This window comes from Serratia sp. L9 (assembly GCF_050632285.1).
GTDB lineage: Bacteria > Pseudomonadota > Gammaproteobacteria > Enterobacterales > Enterobacteriaceae > Chania.
The window spans coordinates 1,227,235-1,251,683 of record NZ_CP192591.1; the positions used below are offsets into that span (position 1 = coordinate 1,227,235).

The 24,449-nt window shown below is 51.6% G+C and carries 25 protein-coding genes and 3 pseudogenes; 12 read left to right on the forward strand and 16 right to left on the reverse strand.

Annotated elements, in window-relative coordinates; genetic code table 11:
• The first annotated feature begins 356 nt into the window (after positions 1-356).
• Positions 357-1,473 (forward strand): IS3 family transposase gene (locus ACQ86O_RS05715; protein WP_431224464.1). Its coding sequence is split into 2 segments (ribosomal slippage): positions 357-610 and positions 609-1,473, totalling 1,119 coding nucleotides; the frame shifts between segments, so codons are not numbered across the junction.
• Positions 1,464-1,808 carry a type VI secretion system tube protein TssD gene (gene tssD / locus ACQ86O_RS05720; RefSeq protein ID WP_431224465.1) on the forward strand — a complete coding sequence of 115 codons (345 nt, stop codon included), beginning with the start codon at positions 1,464-1,466 and terminating at the stop codon, positions 1,806-1,808. The genes ACQ86O_RS05715 and tssD overlap by 10 nt, the downstream gene beginning before the upstream one ends.
• A gap of 254 nt (positions 1,809-2,062) precedes the next feature.
• Here tssD and ACQ86O_RS05725 read toward each other — a convergent pair whose 3' ends face one another.
• The gene (locus ACQ86O_RS05725) at positions 2,063-2,800 is read right to left on the reverse strand and encodes a hypothetical protein (protein WP_431224466.1); all 738 of its coding nucleotides are present in this window, start codon (positions 2,798-2,800) and stop codon (positions 2,063-2,065) included.
• Positions 2,801-2,983: 183 nt separating this feature from the next.
• Between ACQ86O_RS05725 and ACQ86O_RS05730 the strand changes: the two are divergent.
• Positions 2,984-3,293, forward strand: a pseudogene (locus ACQ86O_RS05730) (hypothetical protein).
• Here ACQ86O_RS05730 and ACQ86O_RS05735 read toward each other — a convergent pair.
• The 6 genes and pseudogenes from ACQ86O_RS05735 to ACQ86O_RS05760 all read right to left on the reverse strand — a co-directional run bounded on the left by ACQ86O_RS05735 (position 3,294) and on the right by ACQ86O_RS05760 (position 7,980).
• Positions 3,294-3,482 (reverse strand): hypothetical protein, encoded by a 189-nt coding sequence (locus ACQ86O_RS05735; RefSeq protein ID WP_431224467.1) that lies wholly within the window; start codon positions 3,480-3,482, stop codon positions 3,294-3,296.
• Between the two features lie 278 nt (positions 3,483-3,760).
• Positions 3,761-4,147: a hypothetical protein gene (locus tag ACQ86O_RS05740; RefSeq protein WP_431224468.1), complete on the reverse strand. Its 387-nt coding sequence runs from the start codon at positions 4,145-4,147 to the stop codon at positions 3,761-3,763.
• A gap of 178 nt (positions 4,148-4,325) precedes the next feature.
• A pseudogene (locus tag ACQ86O_RS05745) lies at positions 4,326-4,529 on the reverse strand (terminase small subunit); the annotation flags it as partial.
• Between the two features lie 97 nt (positions 4,530-4,626).
• Positions 4,627-5,097, reverse strand: a complete 471-nt coding sequence (locus tag ACQ86O_RS05750) for a single-stranded DNA-binding protein (RefSeq protein WP_431224469.1) — start codon at positions 5,095-5,097, stop codon at positions 4,627-4,629.
• A 577-nt stretch (positions 5,098-5,674) separates the two neighbouring features.
• Positions 5,675-6,940: a tyrosine-type recombinase/integrase gene (locus tag ACQ86O_RS05755; protein WP_431225658.1), complete on the reverse strand. Its 1,266-nt coding sequence runs from the start codon at positions 6,938-6,940 to the stop codon at positions 5,675-5,677.
• 176 nt (positions 6,941-7,116) lie between these two features.
• Positions 7,117-7,980, reverse strand: coding sequence for a YicC/YloC family endoribonuclease (locus ACQ86O_RS05760; protein ID WP_431224470.1), 864 nt, complete (start codon positions 7,978-7,980; stop codon positions 7,117-7,119).
• 127 nt (positions 7,981-8,107) lie between these two features.
• Here ACQ86O_RS05760 and rph point away from each other — a divergent pair, with 127 nt between their 5' ends.
• Together rph and pyrE are read left to right on the forward strand one after the other, a co-directional pair.
• The gene (gene rph, locus ACQ86O_RS05765; RefSeq protein ID WP_431224471.1) at positions 8,108-8,824 is read left to right on the forward strand and encodes a ribonuclease PH; all 717 of its coding nucleotides are present in this window, start codon (positions 8,108-8,110) and stop codon (positions 8,822-8,824) included.
• Between the two features lie 92 nt (positions 8,825-8,916).
• Positions 8,917-9,558, forward strand: coding sequence for an orotate phosphoribosyltransferase (gene pyrE, locus ACQ86O_RS05770; protein ID WP_431224472.1), 642 nt, complete (start codon positions 8,917-8,919; stop codon positions 9,556-9,558).
• Positions 9,559-9,632: 74 nt separating this feature from the next.
• Here pyrE and slmA read toward each other — a convergent pair whose 3' ends face one another.
• The 3 genes and pseudogenes from slmA to coaBC all read right to left on the reverse strand — a co-directional run.
• Positions 9,633-10,229 (reverse strand): nucleoid occlusion factor SlmA, encoded by a 597-nt coding sequence (gene slmA / locus ACQ86O_RS05775; protein WP_431224473.1) that lies wholly within the window; start codon positions 10,227-10,229, stop codon positions 9,633-9,635.
• A 538-nt stretch (positions 10,230-10,767) separates the two neighbouring features.
• The gene (dut, locus tag ACQ86O_RS05780) at positions 10,768-11,238 is read right to left on the reverse strand and encodes a dUTP diphosphatase (protein WP_431225659.1); all 471 of its coding nucleotides are present in this window, start codon (positions 11,236-11,238) and stop codon (positions 10,768-10,770) included.
• A pseudogene (coaBC, locus tag ACQ86O_RS05785) lies at positions 11,215-12,420 on the reverse strand (bifunctional phosphopantothenoylcysteine decarboxylase/phosphopantothenate--cysteine ligase CoaBC); the annotation flags it as partial. The gene dut and the pseudogene coaBC, both read right to left, overlap by 24 nt.
• Before the next feature lie 181 nt (positions 12,421-12,601).
• On the opposite strand from coaBC, the gene radC reads away from it, so the two are divergent.
• From radC to mutM, 4 genes are all read left to right on the forward strand, one after another.
• Positions 12,602-13,285: a RadC family protein gene (gene radC / locus ACQ86O_RS05790; protein WP_431224474.1), complete on the forward strand. Its 684-nt coding sequence runs from the start codon at positions 12,602-12,604 to the stop codon at positions 13,283-13,285.
• 264 nt (positions 13,286-13,549) lie between these two features.
• Positions 13,550-13,786, forward strand: coding sequence for a 50S ribosomal protein L28 (gene rpmB / locus ACQ86O_RS05795; protein WP_004931195.1), 237 nt, complete (start codon positions 13,550-13,552; stop codon positions 13,784-13,786).
• A gap of 11 nt (positions 13,787-13,797) precedes the next feature.
• Positions 13,798-13,965 carry a 50S ribosomal protein L33 gene (rpmG, locus tag ACQ86O_RS05800; protein WP_002208990.1) on the forward strand — a complete coding sequence of 56 codons (168 nt, stop codon included), beginning with the start codon at positions 13,798-13,800 and terminating at the stop codon, positions 13,963-13,965.
• Positions 13,966-14,215: 250 nt separating this feature from the next.
• A complete protein-coding gene (gene mutM / locus ACQ86O_RS05805) occupies positions 14,216-15,025 on the forward strand; it encodes a bifunctional DNA-formamidopyrimidine glycosylase/DNA-(apurinic or apyrimidinic site) lyase (RefSeq protein ID WP_431224475.1) in 810 nt (269 codons plus the stop codon).
• Here the strand turns inward: mutM and coaD are convergent, their stop codons facing one another.
• From coaD to waaA, 3 genes are read right to left on the reverse strand one after another with little or no spacing between them, the layout of a single operon-like run.
• Complete coding sequence (gene coaD, locus ACQ86O_RS05810; protein WP_431224476.1) at positions 15,026-15,511, reverse strand: pantetheine-phosphate adenylyltransferase; 486 nt, start codon at positions 15,509-15,511, stop codon at positions 15,026-15,028. It abuts the gene before it with no gap.
• A 3-nt stretch (positions 15,512-15,514) separates the two neighbouring features.
• Entirely contained in the window at positions 15,515-16,288 is a 774-nt protein-coding gene (locus tag ACQ86O_RS05815; protein WP_431224477.1) for a glycosyltransferase family 2 protein, read from the reverse strand.
• Positions 16,289-17,566 carry a lipid IV(A) 3-deoxy-D-manno-octulosonic acid transferase gene (waaA, locus tag ACQ86O_RS05820; RefSeq protein WP_431224478.1) on the reverse strand — a complete coding sequence of 426 codons (1,278 nt, stop codon included), beginning with the start codon at positions 17,564-17,566 and terminating at the stop codon, positions 16,289-16,291.
• A 122-nt stretch (positions 17,567-17,688) separates the two neighbouring features.
• Here waaA and ACQ86O_RS05825 point away from each other — a divergent pair, with 122 nt between their 5' ends.
• Complete coding sequence (locus ACQ86O_RS05825; protein WP_431224479.1) at positions 17,689-18,702, forward strand: glycosyltransferase family 9 protein; 1,014 nt, start codon at positions 17,689-17,691, stop codon at positions 18,700-18,702.
• A 28-nt stretch (positions 18,703-18,730) separates the two neighbouring features.
• On the opposite strand, the gene ACQ86O_RS05830 is transcribed toward ACQ86O_RS05825, so the two are convergent.
• Genes ACQ86O_RS05830 through rfaQ form a run of 3 tightly spaced genes read right to left on the reverse strand, consistent with a single transcriptional unit; the run spans position 18,731 to position 22,040 of the window.
• Positions 18,731-19,831: a glycosyltransferase gene (locus ACQ86O_RS05830; RefSeq protein WP_431224480.1), complete on the reverse strand. Its 1,101-nt coding sequence runs from the start codon at positions 19,829-19,831 to the stop codon at positions 18,731-18,733.
• Positions 19,832-19,833: 2 nt separating this feature from the next.
• Entirely contained in the window at positions 19,834-20,961 is a 1,128-nt protein-coding gene (locus ACQ86O_RS05835) for a glycosyltransferase family 4 protein (RefSeq protein WP_431224481.1), read from the reverse strand.
• On the reverse strand, positions 20,958-22,040 hold the full coding sequence (rfaQ, locus tag ACQ86O_RS05840; protein ID WP_431225660.1) for a putative lipopolysaccharide heptosyltransferase III: 1,083 nt from the start codon (positions 22,038-22,040) through the stop codon (positions 20,958-20,960). The genes ACQ86O_RS05835 and rfaQ overlap by 4 nt, the downstream gene beginning before the upstream one ends.
• 212 nt (positions 22,041-22,252) lie before the next feature.
• Between rfaQ and ACQ86O_RS05845 the strand changes: the two genes are divergently transcribed.
• Together ACQ86O_RS05845 and ACQ86O_RS05850 are read left to right on the forward strand one after the other, a co-directional pair.
• Positions 22,253-23,209 (forward strand): polysaccharide deacetylase family protein, encoded by a 957-nt coding sequence (locus ACQ86O_RS05845; protein ID WP_431224482.1) that lies wholly within the window; start codon positions 22,253-22,255, stop codon positions 23,207-23,209.
• 1 nt (position 23,210) lies between these two features.
• Positions 23,211-24,302: a glycosyltransferase family 9 protein gene (locus tag ACQ86O_RS05850; RefSeq protein WP_431224483.1), complete on the forward strand. Its 1,092-nt coding sequence runs from the start codon at positions 23,211-23,213 to the stop codon at positions 24,300-24,302.
• The last annotated feature ends 147 nt before the right edge of the window (positions 24,303-24,449 follow it).

Here is a 24,449-nt window from a genome sequence, read left to right on the forward strand (position 1 = left end):
GTTGAACTACCTGGGTTATTGCGAGAAAAGGCAAAAGGACCCGCTGCTGCATTGCTCACTGTGGGAGGCGCGAGGAAGAACCACCAGAGATTACGTGCTTTGGCGAAGGGAATAAACCCGCAAACGGCGGGTATTGAATTTGGCCTCTATCGTCCAGAATCCAGAGGCCATTCGGTTGCTGTTTAGTTTGCAGATGATTTTTACGCTGAGCCAGAACGCGTAAAAAAACAACGTTTTCACCTGAAGAACGGCGGCAGAAAATAGTGCCGAGGGCAGTGTAAGTATCCCGGCAAAACGAACCATTCACTTATAGAGATCTTCCGACATACTGATTATGTCCCATTGAGGAGATCGCTATGCGCAAAGCTCGATTCACCGAACACCAGATCATCGCCGTTTTGAAGTCCGTTGAAGCCGGACGTACTGTCAAAGATGTCTGCCGTGAAGCAGGGATATCTGAGGCCTCGTACTACAATTGGAAAGCGAAATTTGGTGGTATGGAAGCGTCTGATATCAAAAAGATGAAAGATCTTGAAGACGAAAACCGACGGCTGAAACAGATGTTTGCCGAGCTGAGTCTAGAGTGCCGGGCACTCAAAGATGTTATCGAAAAAAGCTTTAAAACCAGCGATAAAGCGTAAGCTCGTCAGCTATCTGACGGCACAGTTTACGATGAGCATACGCCAGGCATGCAGGACGTTATCGCTGAGCAGGACGGTCTATTTTTATCAGCCCGATACCCGGCGCGATGAACCGGTGATCCAGGTGCTGACTGAGCTGGCAGAGCGCTACCCGCGATACGGTTTTAAGAAGCTGTTCCAGTTGCTGCGCAGGCAGGGTAATGCCTGGAACCATAAACGCGTTCACCGGATTTACTGCCTGCTGAAACTGAATTTTCGCCGCAAGGGAAAGCAGCGTTTGCCAGTCCGTAACCCGGCACCACTGGTGACACCTGAGGCACTTAACCAGAGCTGGTCGATAGACTTTATGCATGATGCGCTGGTCTGTGGCAGACGCTTGCGGACCTTCAACGTGGTGGATGACTTTAACCGCGAAGCCCTCGCAATAGAAATCGATCTGAATATCCCGGCACAGCGGGTGGTCAGAGTACTGGACAGGATCGTGGCAAACCGGGGTTATCCACTGAAACTGCGGATGGACAACGGCCCGGAACTGGTCTCGCTGGCGCTGGCACAATGGGCAGAAGCTCATGCTCATGGCGTGATGCTGGAATTTATCAAACCGGGAAAGCCAACACAGAATGCGTTTATCGAACGGTTTAACAGGACATACCGAACAGAAATACTGGATTTTTATCTGTTCAGAACCCTGAATGAAGTGCGGGAAATCACGGAGCTCTGGCTGAGTGAATATAACAGCGAGCGTCCGCATGAATCCTTGAATAACCTGACGCCGGAAGAATATCGGCTGATGGCTGAAAACCTGGAAATCTCAAAAAGTGTGTGGAACTAAAACAGGTGTGCTTACACAACCACTTGCCTGTTGATGTCGTAAAGCCTATAGATAAATCATCACCATTAATCGCTCTTGCAGTATCCAATAATGAAAAACTCACCGCTATTTTTCAAGTCTATTGGCTCAATCAATCAGGTGTATTGGAAGTGTTCTACGAAGTAAAATTAACTAATGCGACCATTATAAGCTTAAATTCAACTTACCCGCATGTGGTTAATAGCTCTGGGGTAATGCCATATGAATCACTTTCATTAAAATACGAGTCGATTACATGGGCGCACAAAATAGCGGGGACTTCTGGCTATAGTATCTGGGATGATCGCGTTTATTGAACCATATAACTACAACTTAAGTTGCTTGCAAATTTGCAGGCAATTTAAGTTAAGACTGTTTTAAAATTATCTGAGTTTATCTATCAGCTTAATGCTGAAATAGAATGAACATATAACCCCGACAACAGAAAACGCAAGGAAGAATCTATCAGAGAAAAAACCAGCTAAAAATATACAAAGCCCTGAAAGAACAAAGGCCAAGATGTAGCTTAAGATATCCAATCCCACCGAACCGAGCGCTTTAAGCATAACCATTACCTCTTGTAAAACACGTCACCCAAAGCATACATCAACGCATCTGCGTTCGCATGGTCATTCGAGGCAGAAACTTTTATTAATGGGTCTAATTTTCCAGCAATGATAAAGTAAAGCATTTCAACCTCTTGACCGTATAACATATTATAAATAAGTCTACTCTCCCGCCTTAACTTACCGGCGGCTCTAGATGCTTTATCGAAGTAACTATAAATTTGAAATGCTGTTAGCATTCTAGCCACTACTTTCCTAGACATTAAAAGAACATCTGGAGATCTTGAAATTTGCAATGATATCAATTGCACGATAACTTCTATTAGAGCAATTTTAGCCGCTGCTTTTATGGCTTGTTTTGCAATCGTATCCGTTACTTTATCTTCAATCTCAGAGCGTCTTTCTGCAAAGTCTTTCTTTGTTTTTTCTGGCATTGTTGCAAAAATGAAGCTAACAATAGCATGTGTCATATCATAAATTACAAAAGGTTTCATTATTAAGGAGCGGATGGAGTAAAGCATTCGTAAATCATCCTGTCGAACTTTATCTCTATACGCTGCGATTAGAGACGCAAATTGCGGGCTAGAGTACACAAATGGAGTAGGTGGTGAGATAAATGCGAGAGTTCTAATTGCGCCGGTTTCAATATCCCTTACACTTTCATGCAAAGCTCCGCTGGCCTTGTCTATAAACGCTTCAAAATATTTGGCCAACACTTCATGGGCTGATTGATTGTAGTCCATCCATTCACACTCCTTATGATTGTTTGGCATGGTACCCGCATCATAGCAAAAAATAACAAATGCGGGCCTATGCCATTTAAAACTTAAGCAGTTACACGTAGCAGAATGTAATTATAGCCATGATAAGTCTATCCCTGAATTTTAGCATCACTGACCAAGATAAGAAGCTATCGAGGTGCGAACGTGAGCAAATCCAACTTAGTGGCGTTCCGGGTTCCGGCAGATTTACAGGCTGCCTTTAATCAGGCCGTGGCGGCATTAGTTGCCGATAAGCCTGGCATACCTCCACATCCGTACAGTGAAGAGGCCGTGATTGCCATTGTGGCGCAGACCATCGGGGAAGGGTTGGACAATGGCCGGATCATCGCTCAGCGGCTGAATGGTGCCGAATATCAGACCAAAGCCGGTAAAGCTATGGGATAAGGATATTTACAGCGCCTGGAAGCGGCAGGGCAATAACGCCAGTCTAATTACTGTCGCCCTGGTAGGGTAGCTACCGCCTCGGCGCTGGCTTCTTCCACTGGTGGGCTGGTGCGGTCATACGCTGCTTGTGTCGTTCCTTGGCGGCCAGTGATGCCGCTACGCTGGTGCGGAGATCCAGCAGGTCTTTGCCGTCCAGGGTAAGACCTTGCTGGCGGGCTGCGCTGATTAGCGTCTGCTCTATAGCTTGATGGTCTAACATGGCGTTACCTGCAGGTGTGGCGTGTACTGGCGGGGAGGGCTTGAACGTCGCAATTTGTCGCAATGGCGAAACCCTCCGAACCTTATCAAATGTTATCATCCGGTACCGGAACGGAAAGCACCCGAACGTTAACATTTGCATACATCCGAGAAGCTGCCGTGAACAGCTTGAAACGTTACCATTTGTTACCATCCGTGCCGCTCAAATGTCTATATTTGTCGCTATCAAGCGGATACGTCACAGTGACCGCCCACACCTACGCAGGGGCCTGAACCTTACTATTTCTTACTGTCTGGCGTATTTTGCACTCCACACAAAGAGGGGCGCAAAGCCGCGGACACCTCTTTAGCAAGGCGTAACGTTGCCTTTGCCTGATCACGCCCCAGGCTTGCCAGATTAATCGCCGTCTTGGCGTTATCCATCTCAATGCGGGCCATGCGTCGGGTGCGTTGCCACATAATGCCATCCAACAACATCAATTCGCGGTAGGCTGCCGGGCCAAAAGCGGGAGAAGGCATCAGGCGCGATAATTCCCCCACACGCTCGGCAATCATCAGGTTACTGGCACGCAGGGACACCAGCGGCGGTAATTGCCCGCTACCGACCAGCGACGAGAATGCCCGCCTGCTTCGTTCGCCATGCTTCACCGCGTTCGTGTTACCCAATGGAGCGCCCGCGCCTAGATGCTTGCCACCCCAGCCCGATTTTGATTGTTGGTTCGATTTTGCCATTTTTCAGCCTCTCATCGTGGTACACCTGCGCAACCCCGGTTTTTCCCAGTAGCTCGGAGCAACAATAACAATTGATAACAAGCGTGAGGAATCGTGAGGAGTTGCCATTGCGAACTGAAGTTTTCTGAAATAACTGATAAGCGATTTGCTCAGCCGTCTTTATGCTATATCCCGCCCGGATGGCTGCCTGTGTTGCATTGGAATCTTTAAGATATTCAGCAACAAAGAGTTTTTGTTTTGCGCTTAACTCACCATTAACCAGCTCTTCGGCGCTTTCTTCAATCTGCGCAGTGCGCAATTTCTTCTGCGCAATTTTACTTTGCGAATTCGCAGTTTCATTCGCACTTTGATTTTGGGAATTCGCAATCTTGTGTCGGTTGTCCCGCTCGTTCTAGGTCGGGGGGTGCCCTCCGTTAGAGTGGCTTGTCATACGGCGGTGTCTGGTCGAAATCGTCCGGCTGCTGGTAAACCTCCCAGCCTCTCGGTGCCTGGTTTGTTGCCTGCTGCGCCTCTGGTTTCCCGCTCTGATTTGAGGCACCGCTCTGACCGGCTACCTTACCGCCTGGTTGTGCCGTTCTGGCGCTGACCACCGAATCAGCCACCACTTGATAGCCCGTTGCCGCACTACCGTCCTGCGCCGTCCATTGGCTGATCTGCATGTTGCCCGATACGCTCACCATGTCACCCTTACTGTGACGGGCCAGCGCCTCCGCCTGCTTGCCGAATGCCACCACAGCCAGCCAGAAAGGGGCTTCTCCGTTCTCCGCCTTATGGCAGGGCAGTGATACCACCATGCGCGTGAACGCCATTGTGTTGCCGTTGCTGGTGGTCTTGCTCTGCACATCGGCCACCAGACGGCCATGGGCTGCGATTTGTGCGGTCATTCGATGATTCTCCCGTGGATCTCATATCCCAGCGGTTGCTCTTCGGGCAATAAGTCCAGCAGGTATGCAGTCCCCTCACGAACGTAAATATCAAAAAACTGATTACCCGGATCCTTCTCTATGAACTTACCGCTGCGCCTTTCGAGATAACAACTACCGCTAGCCCCTAGAATATGACTGAAAAACCGGTGTGCGACGCTTGGTAAAGTTCCCCGTGCAAATTGTTCAATATGTCCTTCCCTCCGTTCCTTACGGCAAGGTCGGCTACGGCTTGAAGGCATCTTCTCTGGATTGGCTCTGGTGTGATCTCGTCATCGATTAGGGGGTACGCCAAAGCAAACATATAATCGGAACGTAATGGAGTTGCGTTTCCTCTTGGGAATAATTTAGATGCGCTTATCCACTTACTGATGTGACGATAAAATATCCCATAAGCATCCGAATGTTCACTTGGAATTTCGGATGCCTTTAGTTCTGGATCAAGGCCACATAATAGAAGCGCCAACTGTCTTGTGTTAATTTCTGGTGCCTTCGCTTCTCTTTCGAATAAACCCATTTTTATAAAGCTAACCATATATCACCTTGCCAGTTTTTTATTAATTGGTGTCACGTTGTAGCCTTCACCATGTTCCAAGGCCACCAGCAACGCCGCCCATTGCGCCAGTGCGGCTTTACGCTCATCAAAGTATTGGTGCCGGTTGTAGATGCCCTCAACACCCTTAATGCGGTGATTCAAGCAGCGTTCAGCCACAACCGGATCAACGCCTAACGCTGCAAGGTGAGTACGTGCTGTGCGCCGGAAATCGTGAATTGTGTAGTTCGGTACATCCGGCATTTCTGCCCGCACCTTTGTCAGAGCAACAGGCAGGGTGCTTTCCTGTATGTGGGGGATCATTCTGTTTTGCATCTTCCTGGCTGGCAGTACCCAGGCGCTATTACATGAGAACGTGTGAAGCTCTCTCAGCCACTCAACCGCTGGTGGCGGTAATGGAATGTCGATAGCGTCGCCGTTCTTGCTACGCTCCTCTGGTAAATGCCAGATAGCAGCGTCTAGGTCGAATTCTTCCCACCGTGCGGCGCATAGCTCCATCTTACGCACACATAGGGCCAGCAATAACTTGAACGTGAGTTCGTTTTGTCTGCTGAACCCCTTGGCGGTTCGCATAGCCTGGAACAGTCGGATCAGTTCGTCACGGGTTAGCCACCTGTCACGCGCTATCTCTTTCCCGCCAGCGTCGGAAACCTCAAAGGCCGAACAGGGGTTAATCTCCAGTGCGTGCCGTTTAATGCCGTAATCGAATATGCGGCGCGTCCATCTTAAGACGTCGGTTGCTATGGTCGGTGCTCCACGATCAACGATAGCTTTTAGCATGTCGTCAATGTGGCGCGGTTTAACGTCCTCCACCTTCATGCTACCAATGTGCGGGTTTATATCCTTGTCGATGCGGCGGCGCAAAATGTCGGGGTGCTTCCAGCGTGGCAGGATCTGGCGTTCAAAGTATTCAGCGGCAAGCGCTGATACTCGCATCGCGTGTTTCTCCTGCTCCATCTTCTCCAGCGCTTCGGATTTACGTTCCTGCTTTTCTCCGGCCACGTCATAGCCCAAAGAAACCCGCGCTGATAACTCTTTGGTAGTTTCACGTGCTTTGGCGAGCGACAGCTCGGCATAGGAACCAATAACCATTGCCCGTGCCTTCCCGGCGAATTTATACCGGAACCGCCAGAATGGGGATGAGTAGTTTTTGGGGAAACACAGATACAACCCGCCACCATCGGCGCGGCCTGCAAAACGTTCAGCGGTCTTTATCCAGGCGCGGATCTGCATGTCTGTAAGCTTTGGTATTGTGTATACCTGAACATTGAATATGGGTGTGTACATAAAGCTATGTATATAAATACCACTATGTACACGGCAATGGTGCGCTTTCTTGATTCCTTATGCTAGTTGATGACATTAAAAAAGCCCGCTGTTATGCGGGCCTTCTGGTTTTTTGCGATGATGTGCGATGCTATGCAACGTTACTCGATATTCTGGATCTGCTCTCGCATTTGCTCTATCAGCACCTTCAGCTCAATGGCTGAAGTGGTCACGTCGGCATTGATCGATTTGGAGGCCAGCGTATTCGATTCGCGGTTGAACTCCTGCATCATAAAGTCGAGACGGCGACCAACGGCTTCTTTCTTCTTCAGGATATTGTGAGTTTCTTTCACATGCGCTTCCAGGCGATCCAGCTCTTCGGCGACGTCGATACGTTGCGCCATCAGCACCAGTTCCTGCTCCAGGCGAGTGTTTTCCAACTGCACCTGCGCTTCTTCCAGCTTACTTACCAGGCGTTCACGCTGCCATTGAAGGATATTTGGCATCTGTGCGCGTACTTTTACCACTTCGGCGCTCACACCATCGAGGCGTTGCTCGATCAGGGCTTTCAGCGCGGTGCCTTCGCTCTCGCGTGCGGTTATGAAATCATCCAGTGCGCCTTCCAGCGCCTGCATCAGCTCCGTGCTGATAGCGTCCAGATCCTGTTCCTGGGCGCACATGACACCTGGCCACCGCAATACGTCGATCGGGTCGATTTCCCCTTCGTCGCTTTGCATTTTGACCCAGTTGGCGGCTTCAACCAGCTGTTTAGCCAGTTTTTCGTTCAGGATCATTGAGCTTTGGGCGCTCGGATCCAGCTCGAAACGCAGGTTGCACTCCACTTTACCGCGCGTCAGACGGCCACGGATACGCTCGCGGATCACCGGTTCAAGGCTGCGGAACTGCTCTGGCAGGCGGATGTAGGTTTCTAAGTAGCGCTGGTTAACGGAACGCAGCTCCCAAGCTGCGCTGCCCCATTCACCCTTGATTTCACGCCGGGCGTAGGCGGTCATGCTGCGGATCATTGATGCGTACCCGTAATAGGAAAAGATGAAATGATTATAGCGTTGCACCCGCAGGCAGGATAGGCATAACGTCACGAAGCCCGTATAATGCGCAGCCAATCGTTGAATAAGAAGCCGGAGAGAGCCCATGCGTCCTGCAGGCAGAGCACCACAACAAGTTCGCCCCCTGACACTGACCCGTCACTACACGAAACACGCTGAAGGTTCAGTGCTGGTTGAGTTTGGCGATACCAAAGTTTTGTGCACCGCCACGGTAGAAGAGGGCGTTCCGCGCTTTCTGAAAGGCCAGGGGCAGGGATGGGTCACCGCAGAATATGGCATGTTGCCGCGTTCCACCCACAGCCGTAATGCCCGTGAAGCGGCCAAAGGCAAGCAAGGTGGGCGCACTCTGGAAATCCAGCGTCTGATCGCCCGCTCACTGCGTGCAGCGATAGATTTGAAAAAACTGGGCGAATTCACCATCACTCTGGATTGCGATGTATTGCAGGCGGACGGTGGCACTCGCACTGCTTCTATTTCTGGCGCCTGTGTCGCATTGGCCGATGCGCTTAATGCCTTGGTAGCTGCCGGCAAATTGAAAGCCAATCCGATGAAAGGGTTGGTGGCTGCGGTTTCGGTGGGTATCGTCAAAGGTGAAGCGCTATGCGATCTGGAATATGTTGAAGATTCCGCCGCAGAAACCGATATGAACGTTGTGATGATGGAAGATGGCCGCATGATAGAGGTGCAGGGAACCGCCGAAGGCGAACCGTTCAGCCATGACGAATTGCTGGCGTTGCTGGCACTGGCCCGAGGGGGCATCGAAACTATCTTCCAGGCGCAGAAAGCGGCGCTGGCAGACTGATTTTTCAAGGCGACTGAGAAGTCGCCTTTTTTACGCCTGGAGATCGGGCGGTAGTAGATCCAACCTTATAGGTAAGACGAGGAGAAGCAGTAATGAAAGCCTATCAGCGCCAGTTTATCGAGTTTGCGCTTAACAAGCAGGTATTGAAATTCGGTGAGTTCACCCTGAAATCCGGCCGTATCAGCCCTTATTTCTTCAATGCCGGCCTGTTCAATACCGGGCGTGACCTCGCGTTGTTAGGGCGCTTCTATGCCGAGGCGTTAGTAGATTCTGGCATCGATTTCGATCTACTGTTTGGTCCGGCATACAAAGGTATTCCAATCGCCACCACCACAGCAGTCGCACTGGCAGAACATCATGAGCGTGATGTGCCTTATTGCTTCAACCGTAAAGAGGCCAAGGACCATGGTGAAGGTGGCACGCTGGTCGGTAGCCCGCTGCAAGGCCGTGTGATGCTGGTGGATGATGTGATCACCGCAGGTACCGCTATCCGTGAATCGATGGAGATCATCAGCGCCCACAATGCCAGCCTGGCTGGCGTGCTGATTTCCCTCGATCGTCAGGAGCGTGGCCTGGCTGATATTTCTGCGATTCAGGAAGTGGAGCGCGATTATCACTGCAAAGTGATCTCTATTATTACGCTCAAGGAACTGATTGCTTATCTGGAAGAGAAACCGGAAATGGCCGATAGCCTGGCCGCAGTGCGGGCCTATCGCGAGCAATACGGCGTTTAAAATGAAAACGCCGGGATAAAACCCGGCGTTATTTATCGCTGGCACGTTATTGCGCGTGCCTCTCGAGTGTGGCGTTATTGCAACTGAGCCGCCAGGAGTGGCCAGCGGGCATCGAAATCCTGCGTTGGACGATAGCGGAATTCAGAGCGAATATAGCGTGACAGCATCCCTTCGCAGAAGGCCAACAGCTGGCTGGCCAGCAATGTCTCATCCACGATAAAGCCTTTGCCTTCGCGTAACTTACGTTCCTTCAATACCTGACGCAATTGCGCCTCAATACGTTCGAACAGTTGGTTGATTCTGCCCTGCAGGCGATCCTGTTCAAACATTAGCGCGTGCCCGGTCATGATGCGTGTCAGGCCCGGATTGCGTTCTGCAAACCCAAGAACCAGCAAGATGATCAGGCGCACACGATTGAAGGTTTCTTTTTCATCCTGAAGGATCAGGTTGATACGCGTTATCAGGCTGTCTTCAATAAACTCGATCAGGCTGTCAAACATCCGTGTCTTGCTGGGAAAGTGCCGGTAAAGGGCAGCCTCAGAGACACCAACGTTGGCGGCAAGCTTTGCTGTGGTAATACGCTGACTGCCGTCGCTGGATTCCAGCATCTGGGCTAACGCCTGCAATATCTCCTCGCGCCGATTCCTTTTCGTATTTTCTTTTTCTGCCATGTTTGTTAGACCCTTGCTAAAACGGCTTATACCCTTGGTCATTCTTTGGGTATAGATTCTCGAAAACCCGTGCACCGGCCGCTGCAGAGCAAGCTCTGTGCGGCTTATGTGATAGCTTTTGTACGATGTTTGGGCCGTACCCGTTGTTTTTCAAGCCACAGTCTTGTTACCTGAACCCGATTACCCGGGGCCTCTGTGGAGCTCGCCCTGTAAGGGCTCTACAAGCAGTGTGCCAATCTGTCAGAAATCACCGCCGTGTGATTCCCCTACGGGCTACCGCTGGCGGCATTCAAATCGGTTCCTGACCGATTTGTCCCGACAGATTTTTCACCCCGTTCACTGACAAAAGTAAGCGCTTGGGGATAAACAGGCCTGTCGGCTGGCTGCAACTTGAAATCCATAGGGTATATGGTCTCTAAGACCATCATTCTCCGCGTTACCTGGTGTGCGGTATTCTCATTGCCGGGTATCCCACTACTTTGGGGCAGCAAGCTTTCACGCAACATTCCCTGTCAACTATCCTGTTAACGAGGTAGACCTATTGGCGACCAGAGTGGCCAAAGCCACCGGCACCACGTTCACTGCTATCGAACTCATTCACCAGGTTGAACTCGGCTTGCACCACCGGCACAAACACCATCTGTGCGATGCGCTCGCCCGGCTCAATGGTGAAAGATTTCTGGCCGCGGTTCCACATAGACACCATTAACTGGCCCTGATAATCAGAATCGATCAGGCCAACCAGGTTACCCAGCACCACCCCATGCTTGTGGCCCAGACCTGAGCGCGGCAGGATCACCGCAGCAAGTCCGGTATCGGCAATGTGGATTGCCAGGCCGGTGGGCAGCAAGGTGGTTTCACCCGGGGCGAGCTCAATCGCGCTATCCAGACAGGCACGCAGATCAAGACCTGCGGAGCCAGGGGTAGCGTAAGTGGGTAATGGGAAATCTTGACCGATGCGCGGGTCGAGGATCTTAACGTCGATTTTTTCATCATAACGGCTGACTATCTCGTCTATTAAACGTTGGCCAAGGAGTGCCTTGTCGCTATGCGCAAGGTGCTTTTCTCCATCCTGCCAAAAAAGATGCAGGGCATTGGTATCACTGTTAAAACCGTGCTCTGCAAGCGATACATCGTTAGCGCAGATCAAATCCAGTTTCTTACGCGTCAGTTTTTGACGGGCGTATTCTTCCACATTCTGGGTTTCGGCGGCAAATCCGACGACAAAAGGACGATTTTTGTTCATCGCGGCAACGCCAGCGACGATATCGGGGTTTTTTACCATCTTGAGGGTGATCTCATCACCCTGTTTTTTGATTTTCTCATCGGCAATCTGCTCGGCACGATAATCAGCTACGGCGGCACAGGAAATAAAAATGTTCTGCTGTGCGGCCTGCCGCTGCACCGCCTGCTGCATTTCCAGCGCGCTGATGACGTCGACACGAGTGACCCAGGGCGGAGTTGGCAGGCTGACTGGCCCGGCTATCAACGTTACCTGTGCGCCACGAGCGGCAGCGGCACGGGCTATTGCAAAGCCCATCTTGCCTGAGCTGTGATTACTGATGAAACGTACCGGATCCAGCGCCTCGCGAGTGGGGCCGGCGGTGATCATAATCTTTAAATGTTTCAGATCCTGTGGCACAGAGAAATAACTGTTGGCCAGTTCGACGATCTCTAACGGATCCAGCATGCGCCCTGGGCCTACATCGCCACAGGCCTGGCTGCCGCTGTCAGGCCCCCACAGCAGCAAACCACGCGCTTGCAGAGTTTGCAGGTTGGCTTGGGTGGCGGCTGCGCGGTACATCTGCTGATTCATGGCCGGGGCCGCTGCGATAGGGGCATCGGTTGCCAGGCAGACCGTCGTCAGCAGATCGTTGGCCATGCCAGTGGCAACGCGGGCCAGCAGGTCGGCCGTTGCCGGTGCCAGAATCACCAGATCGGCCCATTTGCCCAATTCGATATGGCCCATGGCGGCTTCTGCCGCAGGATCCAGCAGATCGTCGCTAACCGGATAACCGGAGACGGCCTGTAGCGTCAGTGGGGTGATGAATGCTTTGGCGGCGGTGGTCATAACCACTCTTACTTCGGCGCCCCTGTCGCGCAGGCGGCGTACCAGCTCAGGGCATTTGTAAGCCGCGATACCGCCGCTGATGCCAAGCACAATATGCTTGCCAGAAAGTCCCGTCATCATGAGTGTCCGATTGAAAACCGAAAGATGCGACATTTTAGCATAACCGCTGGCAGGGTGAGTGATTCAACTGTGTATGCACCCAGTTACATTGAGATTTTCGTAATACTTCGCAATGTTATCAACCACCTGTCGCGGGATGAAATCTGCCGTGGCATGCTGGTAGGCTTACAGGGAGAAGGCGATGAGCAGTCAGGATAGGTCTTTATGGTCAGGAGCCTTGGCTCCCAGAGAAAAATTAATGCGTGATGGGGCAGCGGCACTCTCCGATACGGAACTGTTGGCGATCTTCCTGCGAACCGGCTTGCCTGGGATCCATGTTTCGCAACGAGCCGAACAGCTATTGGCGCATTTTGGCTCGCTGTATCATCTGGTTTCGGCGGACTACGAACAATTTCGCAGCCACAAAGGGTTGGGGGATGCCACTTATGCGCAGTTGCAGGCGATTTCTGAATTGGCGTTCCGGTTGTTTTCCGGGCCACATTTACTGGAGAACGCGCTGCTAAATCCGAAAATTACCCAGCATTACCTGCATAGTTTGCTGGTTAATCACGAGCGAGAGGTGTTTTTAGTGTTGTTTTTAGACAATCAACACCGCGTTATTCGCCATCAAGAGATGTTTGCTGGTACCATCAGCAGCGTCGTAGTACACCCAAGAGAAATTGTGCGTGAAGCGTTGAAGGCTAATGCAGCCGCCATCATTCTGGCGCATAATCACCCTTCGGGTAAGGCAGAGCCCAGCCATGGCGATCGTTTGATAACCGAGAAAGTGGTCAATGCCTGCCAGTTATTGGAGATCCGAGTGCTCGATCATTTGGTTATCGGCCGGGGTGAATGCGTCTCTTTTGCCGAGCGCGGATGGCTTTAAGCAATTTTTTCGCGATCCTTGAGGGATCTTTAGCTGTTCGGGACTTGAGCACTTACGCTTCAGAGCGTATACTACGCCACCTTTGAGAATCTTGGGTTTGGCGTTAAGAGCCTATCTCAGCAGGTTTCTGACCTGATGTGTAGTTTCTGACCTGATGACGGGAGTCTCCTCAGTATGAAGTTTGCTGAGATGGGCTCTATAAGCCTGACGAGGCGGCCATACCCTATACGAAGCTCGAGCTGATTTGATTTTTGGAGAATAGACATGTCCCGAGTCTGCCAAGTTACTGGCAAGCGCCCGGTGAGCGGTAACAACCGTTCCCACGCAATGAACGCGACCAAACGCCGTTTTCTGCCTAACCTGCACTCACACCGTTTTTGGGTTGAGGCTGAGAAGCGCTTTGTAACTCTGCGTGTATCTGCTAAAGGTATGCGCGTTATCGATAAGAAGGGTATTGAGACGGTTTTGGCCGATCTGCGTGCCCGTGGTGAGAAGTATTAAGGAACTGAATCATGGCTAAAGGTGTTCGCGAGAAGATCAAGCTGGTTTCTTCTGCTGGTACTGGTCACTTCTATACCACTACGAAGAACAAGCGTACTAAGCCGGAAAAATTGGAACTGAAGAAATTCGATCCAGTTGTCCGTCAACATGTGCTCTACAAAGAAGCTAAAATTAAGTAATTTTAGTGGACTAATGAAACCCGGCCTCGGCCGGGTTTTTTCGTTATAAGGGGTATATACCCTATGAATTTCAAGTTGGCCGCTCAAGCGCATCCCTGCGCCCGTGATATTTGTACATCTCTGTACAGCACAGCCGCTCACTCATCCCCAGGCGCTTACTTAAGCCAGTGGCTGGGATGAATGAGTACAGGTAATAACGCTGCAACTTGAAAGGCGACGGGTATAGAAACTGGAGAAGGAGCCTGACTGTATGCCTGAATTACCCGAAGTCGAAACCAGCCGCCGCGGTATTGAGCCTTATCTCGTTGGCCACAACATTCAGTATGCGGTGGTGCGTAATGCTCGTCTGCGTTGGCCGGTTTCTGAACAGATCCTGTCGTTGAGTGACCGGCCGGTGCGCAGCGTACAGCGCCGAGCCAAATATTTGCTGATCGAGCTGGACCATGGTTGGATTATCGTGCATTTAGGGATGTCTGGCAGTTTGCGTATGCTGGCAGAAGAAACCGAAGCGGGTAAGCACGACCACGTCGATCTGGTCATGAGCAACGGCTTTACCCTGCGTTATACCGACCCACGCCGGTTTGGCGCCTGGCTGTGGTGTGAAGACCTGGCCGCCAGCAACGTTTTGGCCCATCTTGGCCCGGAGCCGCTGAGCGAATCGTTCAATGGCACCTATCTTTATGAGAAATCCCGCAACAAGCGCACGTTGATCAAGCCCTGGTTGATGGACAACAAACTGGTGGTCGGGGTTGGCAATATCTACGCCAGCGAATCGCTGTTCACCGCCGGGATCCTGCCAGATCGACAGGCCGGGTCATTGAATAACGTTGAAGCGGAGCTCCTGGTGGCGACCATCAAGGCGGTTTTGCTGCGTTCCATTGAGCAAGGTGGCACGACACTGCGGGATTTTCTGCAATCAGACGGTAAACCGGGGTATTTTGCGCAGGAACTGCAGGTCTATGGCCGGGCAGGGGAACCCTGTCGCATATGTGGCACTCCGATTGAAAGCGTAAAGCACGGGCAGCGCAGTACCTTCTTTTGCCGCCGCTGCCAGCATTGATTACCGTGCTGCGAGCTTTTCCATCAGCGCCTTGGTGACGACATCTGGCAGGAATGGTGCAATGTCGCCGCCATGGCGTGCAACTTCTTTCACCAACGTAGAAGAGATAAACGACCACTCTTCTGAGGGCATCAGAAAGACGCTTTCCAACGTTGGCATCAGATGGCGGTTCATATTCGCCAACTGCAATTCATATTCAAAGTCAGACACGGCACGCAGGCCTCGCACCAGAATATTGGCGTTCTGGTGGGCGGCAAAATGCGCCATCAATTCGCTGAAACCCAGCACTTCCACATTATCCAGATGAGAGGTCACCTGCTTGGCCAAGGCAACGCGTTCCTCCAGCGTAAACAGCGGCTTTTTGCTTGAGCTGGCGGCAATAGCCAGAATCACATTATCAAACATCAGTGATGCGCGGGTTACCAGATCCAGATGGCCATTGGTCAGTGGATCGAAGGTTCCTGGGTAAATGGCTTTGCTGCTCATGATTCACTTCTCTGAATAGTTACGGCCCAATGCCCATAATGCGGCATATTTATTAAAGGTATATTGCGCGTTAACCACGGCTAACAGCAAGCCCTGTTTACCGTCAAGGAAGCCAGCACGCAGTAGCCAGGTTTTGCAGAAAGCCCCCAGCGTGTGAGTGAGGATAGACAGATAACCGCAACGTTTGCCAGCCTGATGGCGTTGGGTTGCCCATTGCTCGGCGTAATGCAGTTGCTTGCGTTGGAAAGCAAAAAAGTCACGGCAGGTCAGGTGCAACAGATCGCCTTTTAACGGTACGATTTTTGCGCCCTGGGTATTGAGCGATTCGTGTACCAGATCGTCGTTGTAGTGGTAACGCGAATTGGCATACAGCCGATTGACCCGGTCGGGGTACCAGCCGCTGTGGCGCATAAAACGGCCGAGGAACAGGTTGCTGCGGCCAAGGCTGTAGACAACGTTGTCGTCTGCGGATGTCAGTATCTGCTCGATTGATTGGCGCAGTTCAGGCGTGACGCGCTCGTCGGCATCGATCATCAGAACGTAATCCTGGGTAGCGTAGCTTTGCGCTTTCTGGCGCTGCTTGCCGAAGCCCTGCCAGTCAGTGTGTGTAAAGACTTTAGCCCCGAGGTTTTCTGCCAAAGCGACAGAGCCGTCAGTGCTGCCGGAATCGAGCATGATGATTTCATCGGCCCAACTGACCGACTGCAGACACTCGGTGAGTAATTCGGCTTCGTTTTTGGCGATCATCACCACCGACAGGCTCTTACGGCTGCTCATTTAGTGGCTCCGTTGCGGCAAGTGTGGCTCTAGCAGTTGCAGCAGGCGTTGCAACGCCCCTTGGTTCTGATACAACACTTCAACCGCGTGGCGGCCGTAATAGCGGCGGTAATCTTCATCGGTCAGCAATGTGTCTACTTCTTTTACCAGTGAATCCACATCGCTGACGGTGATCAGCCCACCTGCTTCAGAGAGCTTGGCGCAGATATCTTTGAAGTTGAAAGTATACGGCCCCATCAGTACCGGTATGGCATGGGCTGCGGCCTCCAGCGGGTTATGCCCCCCGCGTTCAACCAGGCTGCCACCGACGAAGGCCAGATCGGCAATGCCGTACAACAGCATCAACTCACCCATGGTATCGCCGATCACCACTTGAGTACTGCCGGAAGGAATTTCACCGCTGCTGCGGGTGGTATAACTGAACCCCGCTTTTTGCGTCAGATCCTTGGCGGTTGGGAAGCGCTCAGGGTGGCGTGGCACCAGGATAAGCAATAAATCAGGGTGTTTTTCCAATAATTTGCGGTGTGCTGCCAGCAAAATGCTTTCTTCACCTTCATGGGTACTGGTTGCGATCCATACCGGGCGGCGCGGTGCCCACTGACGGCGCAACGTGACGGCACGAGCCGCCAGTTCTGGCGTAACAGAGATATCGAATTTCAGGCTGCCGGTGACGGTAAGTTGTGAACGTTTCAGGCCCAGTTCGATAAAGCGCTCACCGTCTTCCTGATTCTGTGCGGCGATCAGGGTAATACGGCGAAGAATATCGCGGATAAAACCGCTGATTTTCTTATAACCCACCGCCGAACGAGCAGAAAGGCGTGCGTTAGCAATCACCAAAGGGATTTGGCGCTGATGCAGGGCGTTAATCAGATTTGGCCAGAGTTCGGTTTCCATGATGATCACCAGCTTGGGGTTCACCTGATCGAGGAAACGGCGCATAGAGCCAGGCAGATCGTAAGGCAGGTAGACGTGATGTACGTCTTTACCGAAAGCTGATTGCACGCGCTCGGAACCCGTTGGCGTCATTGTGGTCACAGTAATCGGCAGATAAGGGTAACGATGGCGCAGTGCACGTACCAACGGGATGGCCGCCAGCGTTTCGCCAACAGAAACAGAATGCAGCATGATGCCACCTGGCACCACCTTACCGGCGCAGAAACCATAGCGTTCTGCCCAGCGTTTACGGTAGGCTGGTGCTTTGCGGCTGCGCAGCAGTAAGCGGAGCCAGATCAGGGGTTGGATAAGGTAGAGTAGTACCTGATATAAACGGAGCAGCATTCTATCAATTTCATTTATATGGGTTAACCAGAATAGTACCATAACCGGAAGGGAAAGGCGCTAATTTGGTAGCTCGGGAGCAGGTGGGGCAACAGGCGAGAGATTTCGCCGATAGGTTTGGAATGAAGAATATTTTAATTATCCGCCGTGACAATATTGGCGATCTCGTTTGTACCACTCCATTAATTGAAGGGGTGAAAATTGCCTACCCTGACGCGAAGCTTTATCTGTTGATCAATAAAATCAGTCAGGATGTGGTGAAAAACAACCCCCATCTTGAAAAGGTTTTTGTTTATAAAAAGGCAAAACACAAAGCCAAAAATGAAACTACCTTAGGCGTTTATCTTGAGCGGTTGATGATATTTCTGCAGCTTAGGAAAATAAAGTTTGATGCGGTGATCCTGGCTAACCCGGTGCCTTGCAAGTACAGCTTGCGTCTGGCAAAAATGGCCGGGGCAAAACATATTATCGGTGCGGATTTAGGCACCAGTGAAATCCAGCGCCCTTTTACAAGGGCCGACTTTCGCGGTAAACATCAGGTAGAACGTACTTACAGTTATTTATCGGCGATTACCGATAAAACCATTCCCACGCCTCCTGTCAGGGTATTTCTTACCCCGCAAGAGCAGCAGGCAGCAGCGCAGCGTTTGCATAAGCTCTTACCCCCTGTTAGCCGCGTTTTTGCCGTGCATATCAGCAGCCGCAGCCCCAAGCGGCGCTGGCCGATTGAGCGCTATGCGGAAATTATCAACCGGTTAATCGCCGAACCTGGTCACGGTGTACTGATCTTCTGGTCACCACAGGGCACGCTGACCCCTGATGATATTGGCGATCAACAACGGGCGGAGCAATTATTGGCCTCCTGCCAGAATCAACGGGTAGCACTTTATCCAACGGCCTCGGTACGCGAGTTATTGGCAGGCTTGGATCTATGCGACAGGGTGCTGTGCAGCGATGGCGGGCAGATGCATCTTGCTGCGGCGCTGAATAAGGACATGGTGGTGTTTTTTGGTGATACCGATAAAGAGTCATGGCACCCGTGGTCCGGGCGTTATCATATTCTGCAAACCGACTCTGGCGATTGCGTGGATGTTTCTGTAGAAGAGGTCTGGCAAAAAATACAGGAACTAAACTAATTGAAAATAAGGCAGGATTAACCTGCCTTTATTTATTTCTTAATGCCAAATACTTTTCACAAATAGGTTTAAGACAATAGCTTAACAACTGCTGGTGATTAATCTCCGGTGGTTGCGCATAAACTTGTGCCATTTTCTCCGCCAGTGATTTCTCATTTAACTCTGCCAGAGCGTGTTGCATTCCCGCTTTTTCCAGAATTTCCTCAGGCCCTCCCGGGCAGCGGGTACTGACCACTGGGGTATCACAAAGCAAGGCTTCAACCAGCACGTTACCGAACCCTTCGCTGTCAGAACTCAGCACCAGCATCGCGGCATGTTTGATCAACGGATATGGATTGGCCTGAAAACCGAGAAACAGCACGCGTTCGCTGATGCTCAGCTGTTCAGCGAGGTATTTTATCTGTTCGATATGCTGCTCATCACCGGTACCTACCAGCACCAATGGCGCCTGTATCCCGGAAAGTGCATAGGCTTTCAGCAAGCGATCATGGCGTTTATGCGGATGAAAACGGCCCACATGCACCAGATAATCCTTGCCTGCCAGCTCACAAGGTTCTGCCGCCAGCCGTTCGATTGCAGCGATATCGAACGGGTTGTTGATCACCTCCAACCGATGTGGCTCAATCCCCAGATTGTGCTGCAGATCATTGCCCACCGCCTGTGAGACAACAACAATATTTTGCTGTTGATAGACACCCGCGATCTTGCGACGTTTCAGCCAGCGCCCCAGCCCGGCTCTATGACCGAGGTAGGAGGTTGAAAGAATACCGTGAATACAAAACCATAAGCGATCGCGATCGATAACTTTACTATGGCTGACAATACGATCGGTCTTATGCAGGTTGGAGAATATCAGGTCATAACCGCCTTTTTGCTGTTCGGCGGCGGTAATCGCCCGATCCAACATTGCAGCGCGGCGTGCCAATTCGGTCAGTTTACGCCAAGGTTTGCGGCAACTGTCGATGAGTACCTGATAATCAACTCCGGGCGGGATGGGATAGTTGCATACGTTGCGCAGTGAGATCAGGCTGACGTCATGCCCCGATTGCCGCATACCCTGGCAAAGAGTGAGTACGACCTTTTCGGCACCGCCGCCCGGCAGACCATCGATAATCATCAGAATACGCATAGTTAGTCCAGCAGTCGGTTATAGAGCGAAATAAGCTGTGCTGAGAGGTGCGCTGGAGTGGCCGACATGATGCGCAACCGTGCGGCTTCTCCCATGCCCGAACCCAGAGCTTGCCGTGGCAACGCGAAAATTGCGTCGGTGAGAGCGCTGACGTCCAGCGCATCGCAGACAAAACCGTTTTGCCCAGGTGTAATAAACTCAGCGCCACCGCAGGTGGTGCTGGTGATCACCGGTAGCCCACAGGACATCGCCTCCAGAATGACATTGGGGAATGGGTCGTATAGCGTCGGCAGTATCAGCGCATCTGCGGCCTGGTAGAACGGCAGTGTCTGTTTCTGTACGCCCACGAAGCACACCCGGTCACCGCAACCCAGCGACTGAGCCATTGAGCGATAGCGCTTCTCGGCTTTATCTTTGCCGACGACCAGCAGATAACTGTCGGTTGCGGCTACAGCACGGATTGCGGCTGCCAATCCCTTACGTTCGAAGCCTGAGCCAACAAAAATCAGACAGTGCGCTTGTTGGGGGATGTGATATTGAGCTCGCAACAGTTGCCGCTGTTGTTCATTTACCGGTGAAAACTTCTGGTTATCGATGGCGTTGTAGATCACGGTGATTTTGTCCGCAGGAACACCGAAATCGTCGATAATCTCCTGCTTGATCATCTCTGCATTGCAGATCACCGCTTTCAGCTCCGGGGCGGCATACATGGCCCGTTCGGCGCACATCACATAGCGATGGTAGCGGTTTGAGAATAACCACTTACGGCGCCACTCCGGCAGCAAACGCGCCCGTTGCAGCAACCAGCGGCGGTGCACGCCATCGCCAGCGCGATAGATATCACAACCGGCAATACGCTCATGGCTCTGGACCAGATCAAAATTTTCTTTCTGCCATAATTCCCTGGCCGCTTCTGCAAAACCGCGTTCGCGGCTGATACGGCCGATTTTTATGGGGTTGCACAGGTGAATGTGCCAGTTGGGATTGGTATCGCCTTGCCATTCGCGGGTAATGACATTCAGATCCAGATCCTGTTGTTCCAGAGCCTCCAGGGCACGGGAAACGAAACGCTCTGCCCCGCCGTCCGGGCGATATTTTTGGCGAACAATAGCCAAACGAAATGCTTTCATGCAAGCGTGCTCCGCGCGGCTGCAATCACCACGTCTGTAGGAATAAGGTCGAGGTAGCGCTCATCGGTACCGGTGTTGATCGCATCGGGGTCTGGCAGGTTGCCGTAATCCCCGGCCCAAATCACTTGGCCAATAACCTGCCAGGGGCGCCAGAAGGTTAATTTGGAGGGCCCGAAAAGCGCCACGCAGGGGGTCTGTAACGCCGCTGCCATATGCATAGGGACGGAATCGACCCCGATAAACAGTTTGGCGTGGTCGATCAGTGCAGCCAGTTGTCTCAAGGTCAACTGGCCTGCCAAAGAGACCACGCCTTGCGGTGGGCACTGTTCCAGGATCCGTGCCACCATCTGCTGCTCTTTGGCATCTGGCCCTGAGGTGATCACCAATTGGTGGCCTTCGGCCTGTAATGCGCTGATGGTAATGGCCATTTTTTCTTCACTCCAGCATTTAAAGAACCAGCGCGAAGTAGGTTGTACCACGATATAACTGCCGATGACGTCATTTTGTTGCAAAAGCTGGCGGCTGGTTTGCCAGTCCTGCGGGCTGTAACTCATGGTGACCTGCTGGCTGAGGGCAGGTAAACCAAGAGGTTGCAGTAATGAAAGGTTTTGCTCAACGGTATGAAGTTGCCCATGCCCGGTCACCGGGACTAACTGAGTGTGGCAAAAACGCCACAGTAAGCCGCGGCGTTTGGGGAAATCAAATCCCAGGCGCATGGGGGCGCCAGTGAGGCGAGCAATCAGCGCACTGCGCCACTGATCGGCAAGGTTCACCACCAGATCGTAGCGTTGAGACTTCAATTGTTGGATCAGGTGCAGCTCGTGGCTCAGATGAGCTTTGGTACCCAGTTTTTTCCATTGGCGATCGATAACAAATATTTGCGACAGCGCCGGATTGCTCGCCAGCATATCCTGTGTTTCTTTGTACAGTAGTATGTCGATCTGTGCGTCGGGGTAGTTCTGCCGCAGAGTATTGATGACCGGTGTGGTCAGCAGCATATCGCCATGATGGCGAAGTTTAACGATCAGAATACGCTGTACTGGCGTGGCAGAAGCTAAGACTGGCGCGTCGTTCATGATGAGTCGCTTTCAGGGAAACCAATCTTTGATTCTAAATGACCCGATCGGATGTGGCTACTGTTGCTCGGTTTTCTTGCCGGTAACGAAAAAAATAATTACTCGTAGTGACAAATGAGATGCAATGTTGTCCAAACGAGGCAGCAAAGTCATTTGCCCTTAACAAACGGGCTGCGTAACATAATGTTTATCTGTTGATATCAGGCTCAATATTTATGACTAAACCGGCATTTCTTATCACTATTGATACTGAAGGCGACAACCTTTGGCAAAATCACGACCGTATTTTGACCGAGAACGCACGCTTCCTGCCACGCTTTCAGGCGCTGTGTGAAAGGTATGCCTTCAAGCCGGTTTACCTGACCAATTATGAAATGGCGGTAGACGCGCAATACGTCGAATTTGCCCGTGATGTGATTGCACGGGGCACCGGTGAAGTAGGGATGCATCTGCATGCCTGGAACAGCCCGCCGCTGACCCCGCTAACCGACGATGACTGGCGGCATAAACCCTATCTGATTGAATACCCGGCCGAGCAAATTCGCGCCAAGGTCGATCATATGACCAAATTGTTGGAAGATGCTTTTCAGACCAAGATGCTCAGCCATCGCGCTGGCCGCTGGGCGTTTAATGAGTTTTACGCCTCATTACTGCTGGAATATGGGTATCAGGTCGATTGCTCTGTCACGCCTCGGGTTAACTGGCAGTATTCGCCGGGCAATCCGCAGGGGCAGGGCGGCACCGATTACCGAGACTTCCCGTCTCAGGCTTATTTTATCGATCCGGCTAACATTGCCAAACCTGGTAATTCGACACTGCTGGAAGTGCCAATGAGTATCCAGTATAAACACTCTGCGCTGATGAACCTGGCCAAGCAAAGCTATGACAGCTTGCGTGGTAAACAGCGTTCGCCGTCGGTGCATTGGTTGCGACCTACCGGCAATAATCTGGACAAAATGAAACTTGTGGCCGAACGTTCTCTGGCGCAAGGGCATGATTATGTCGAATTTATGCTGCATTCCTCCGAGTTCATGCCCGGAGGCAGCCCGACGTTTAAAACTGAGCAGGATATTGAAGCGCTGTACCGCGATTTAGAACAGCTGTTTGATTGGTTGCAGACACGCACGGTTGGCATGACGTTGGCTGAATATTATCAACTTAAAGTGAATTAACATGTCGAAGCAATGGAAGGTAAAGCTGGCGAATACTTGTCTCCGGCTTTATACAAAACTTGGCAGTAATTTTAAAGATATACACTCGTTCGATAAAAGCCGCGAGTTTGACCGCATTGCTATTTTTTCTACCACCGCATTAGGCGATTTGATGTTTAACACGCCGGCGATCCGCGCGATCCGCGAGCGCTATCCCGCAGCTAAAATCACCTTGGTCTCCAGCTATAAAAACGGAGGTCTCGTCGGCACTAGCCGCTATTTTGACAACGTGATTTATTGGGATCACAAAGCCAAAGATATGCTCAGCGTTATCTGCCAGCTAAGGAAAAACCGGCCGCAACTGGCGGTAATACTGCATTCAAAAGCCCCGTATGACATCATCACGGCAATTTTTTCCGGTTGCGAGTATCTATTTAAAGACGTGTATAAAAATGAGCTGATCGGCGTGGATCAATGGCTTACCGGCACTAGCGTGCGAGGCAGAGGTCATTTGATCCAGCGTAAACTGGATTTAGTCGGTCAGTTGGGTTGCGATACACAAAACCGGGAAATGTTTATCCCGATAGAATTCCCGCTGCAGCAAAAACAGCCGGGTAAAATCCTGGTTGGTTTCCAGATGGGGGCTTCCGAGCCGTTGCGTTGCTGGCCCGTAAGCCACTTTGTCAGCCTGGCGAAAATGGTGCTGGCACGTTCACCGGATTACCTGATTGTCCTGATCGGAACGCCAAAAGAGCAGACGATCGAGAGAGAGTTCATGGCTGGGTTAACGGTGGAAGAACAGGGCCGGGTTGTCAGCCATATTGGCAAAACGACGCTCCCACAGCTGCTGGCGGTGATGAAAAATATGGATGTGCTGGTTACGGGTGATACCGGGCCGTTGCATCTTGCCATTGCGTTGAAAACCAAGACCGTCAGCCTGTTTGTTACCGCTGATCCACAACAAACCGGGCCTTATCAGAATATCGAGTGTCACCAGGTGATATATGTGCCGATAGAATCGAACACCCTAGGTGATGAGCAGCGTCATCAACCCTTGAGCATTATTTCCAGCGATGAAGTAATGGATAGGATGATGAAAATAATTACCGAATAACCGGGCCACCGGATATTTAATAATATAAGCAAATTTAACGTTATTCTGCCGAAATAGTGAGCTATTGACGATGACGCCATTTGGAAAGATTATCAGGCAGAAAAACGCCGCACTGAGGAAGCTGAAATTACAACTTCTTCTATCATG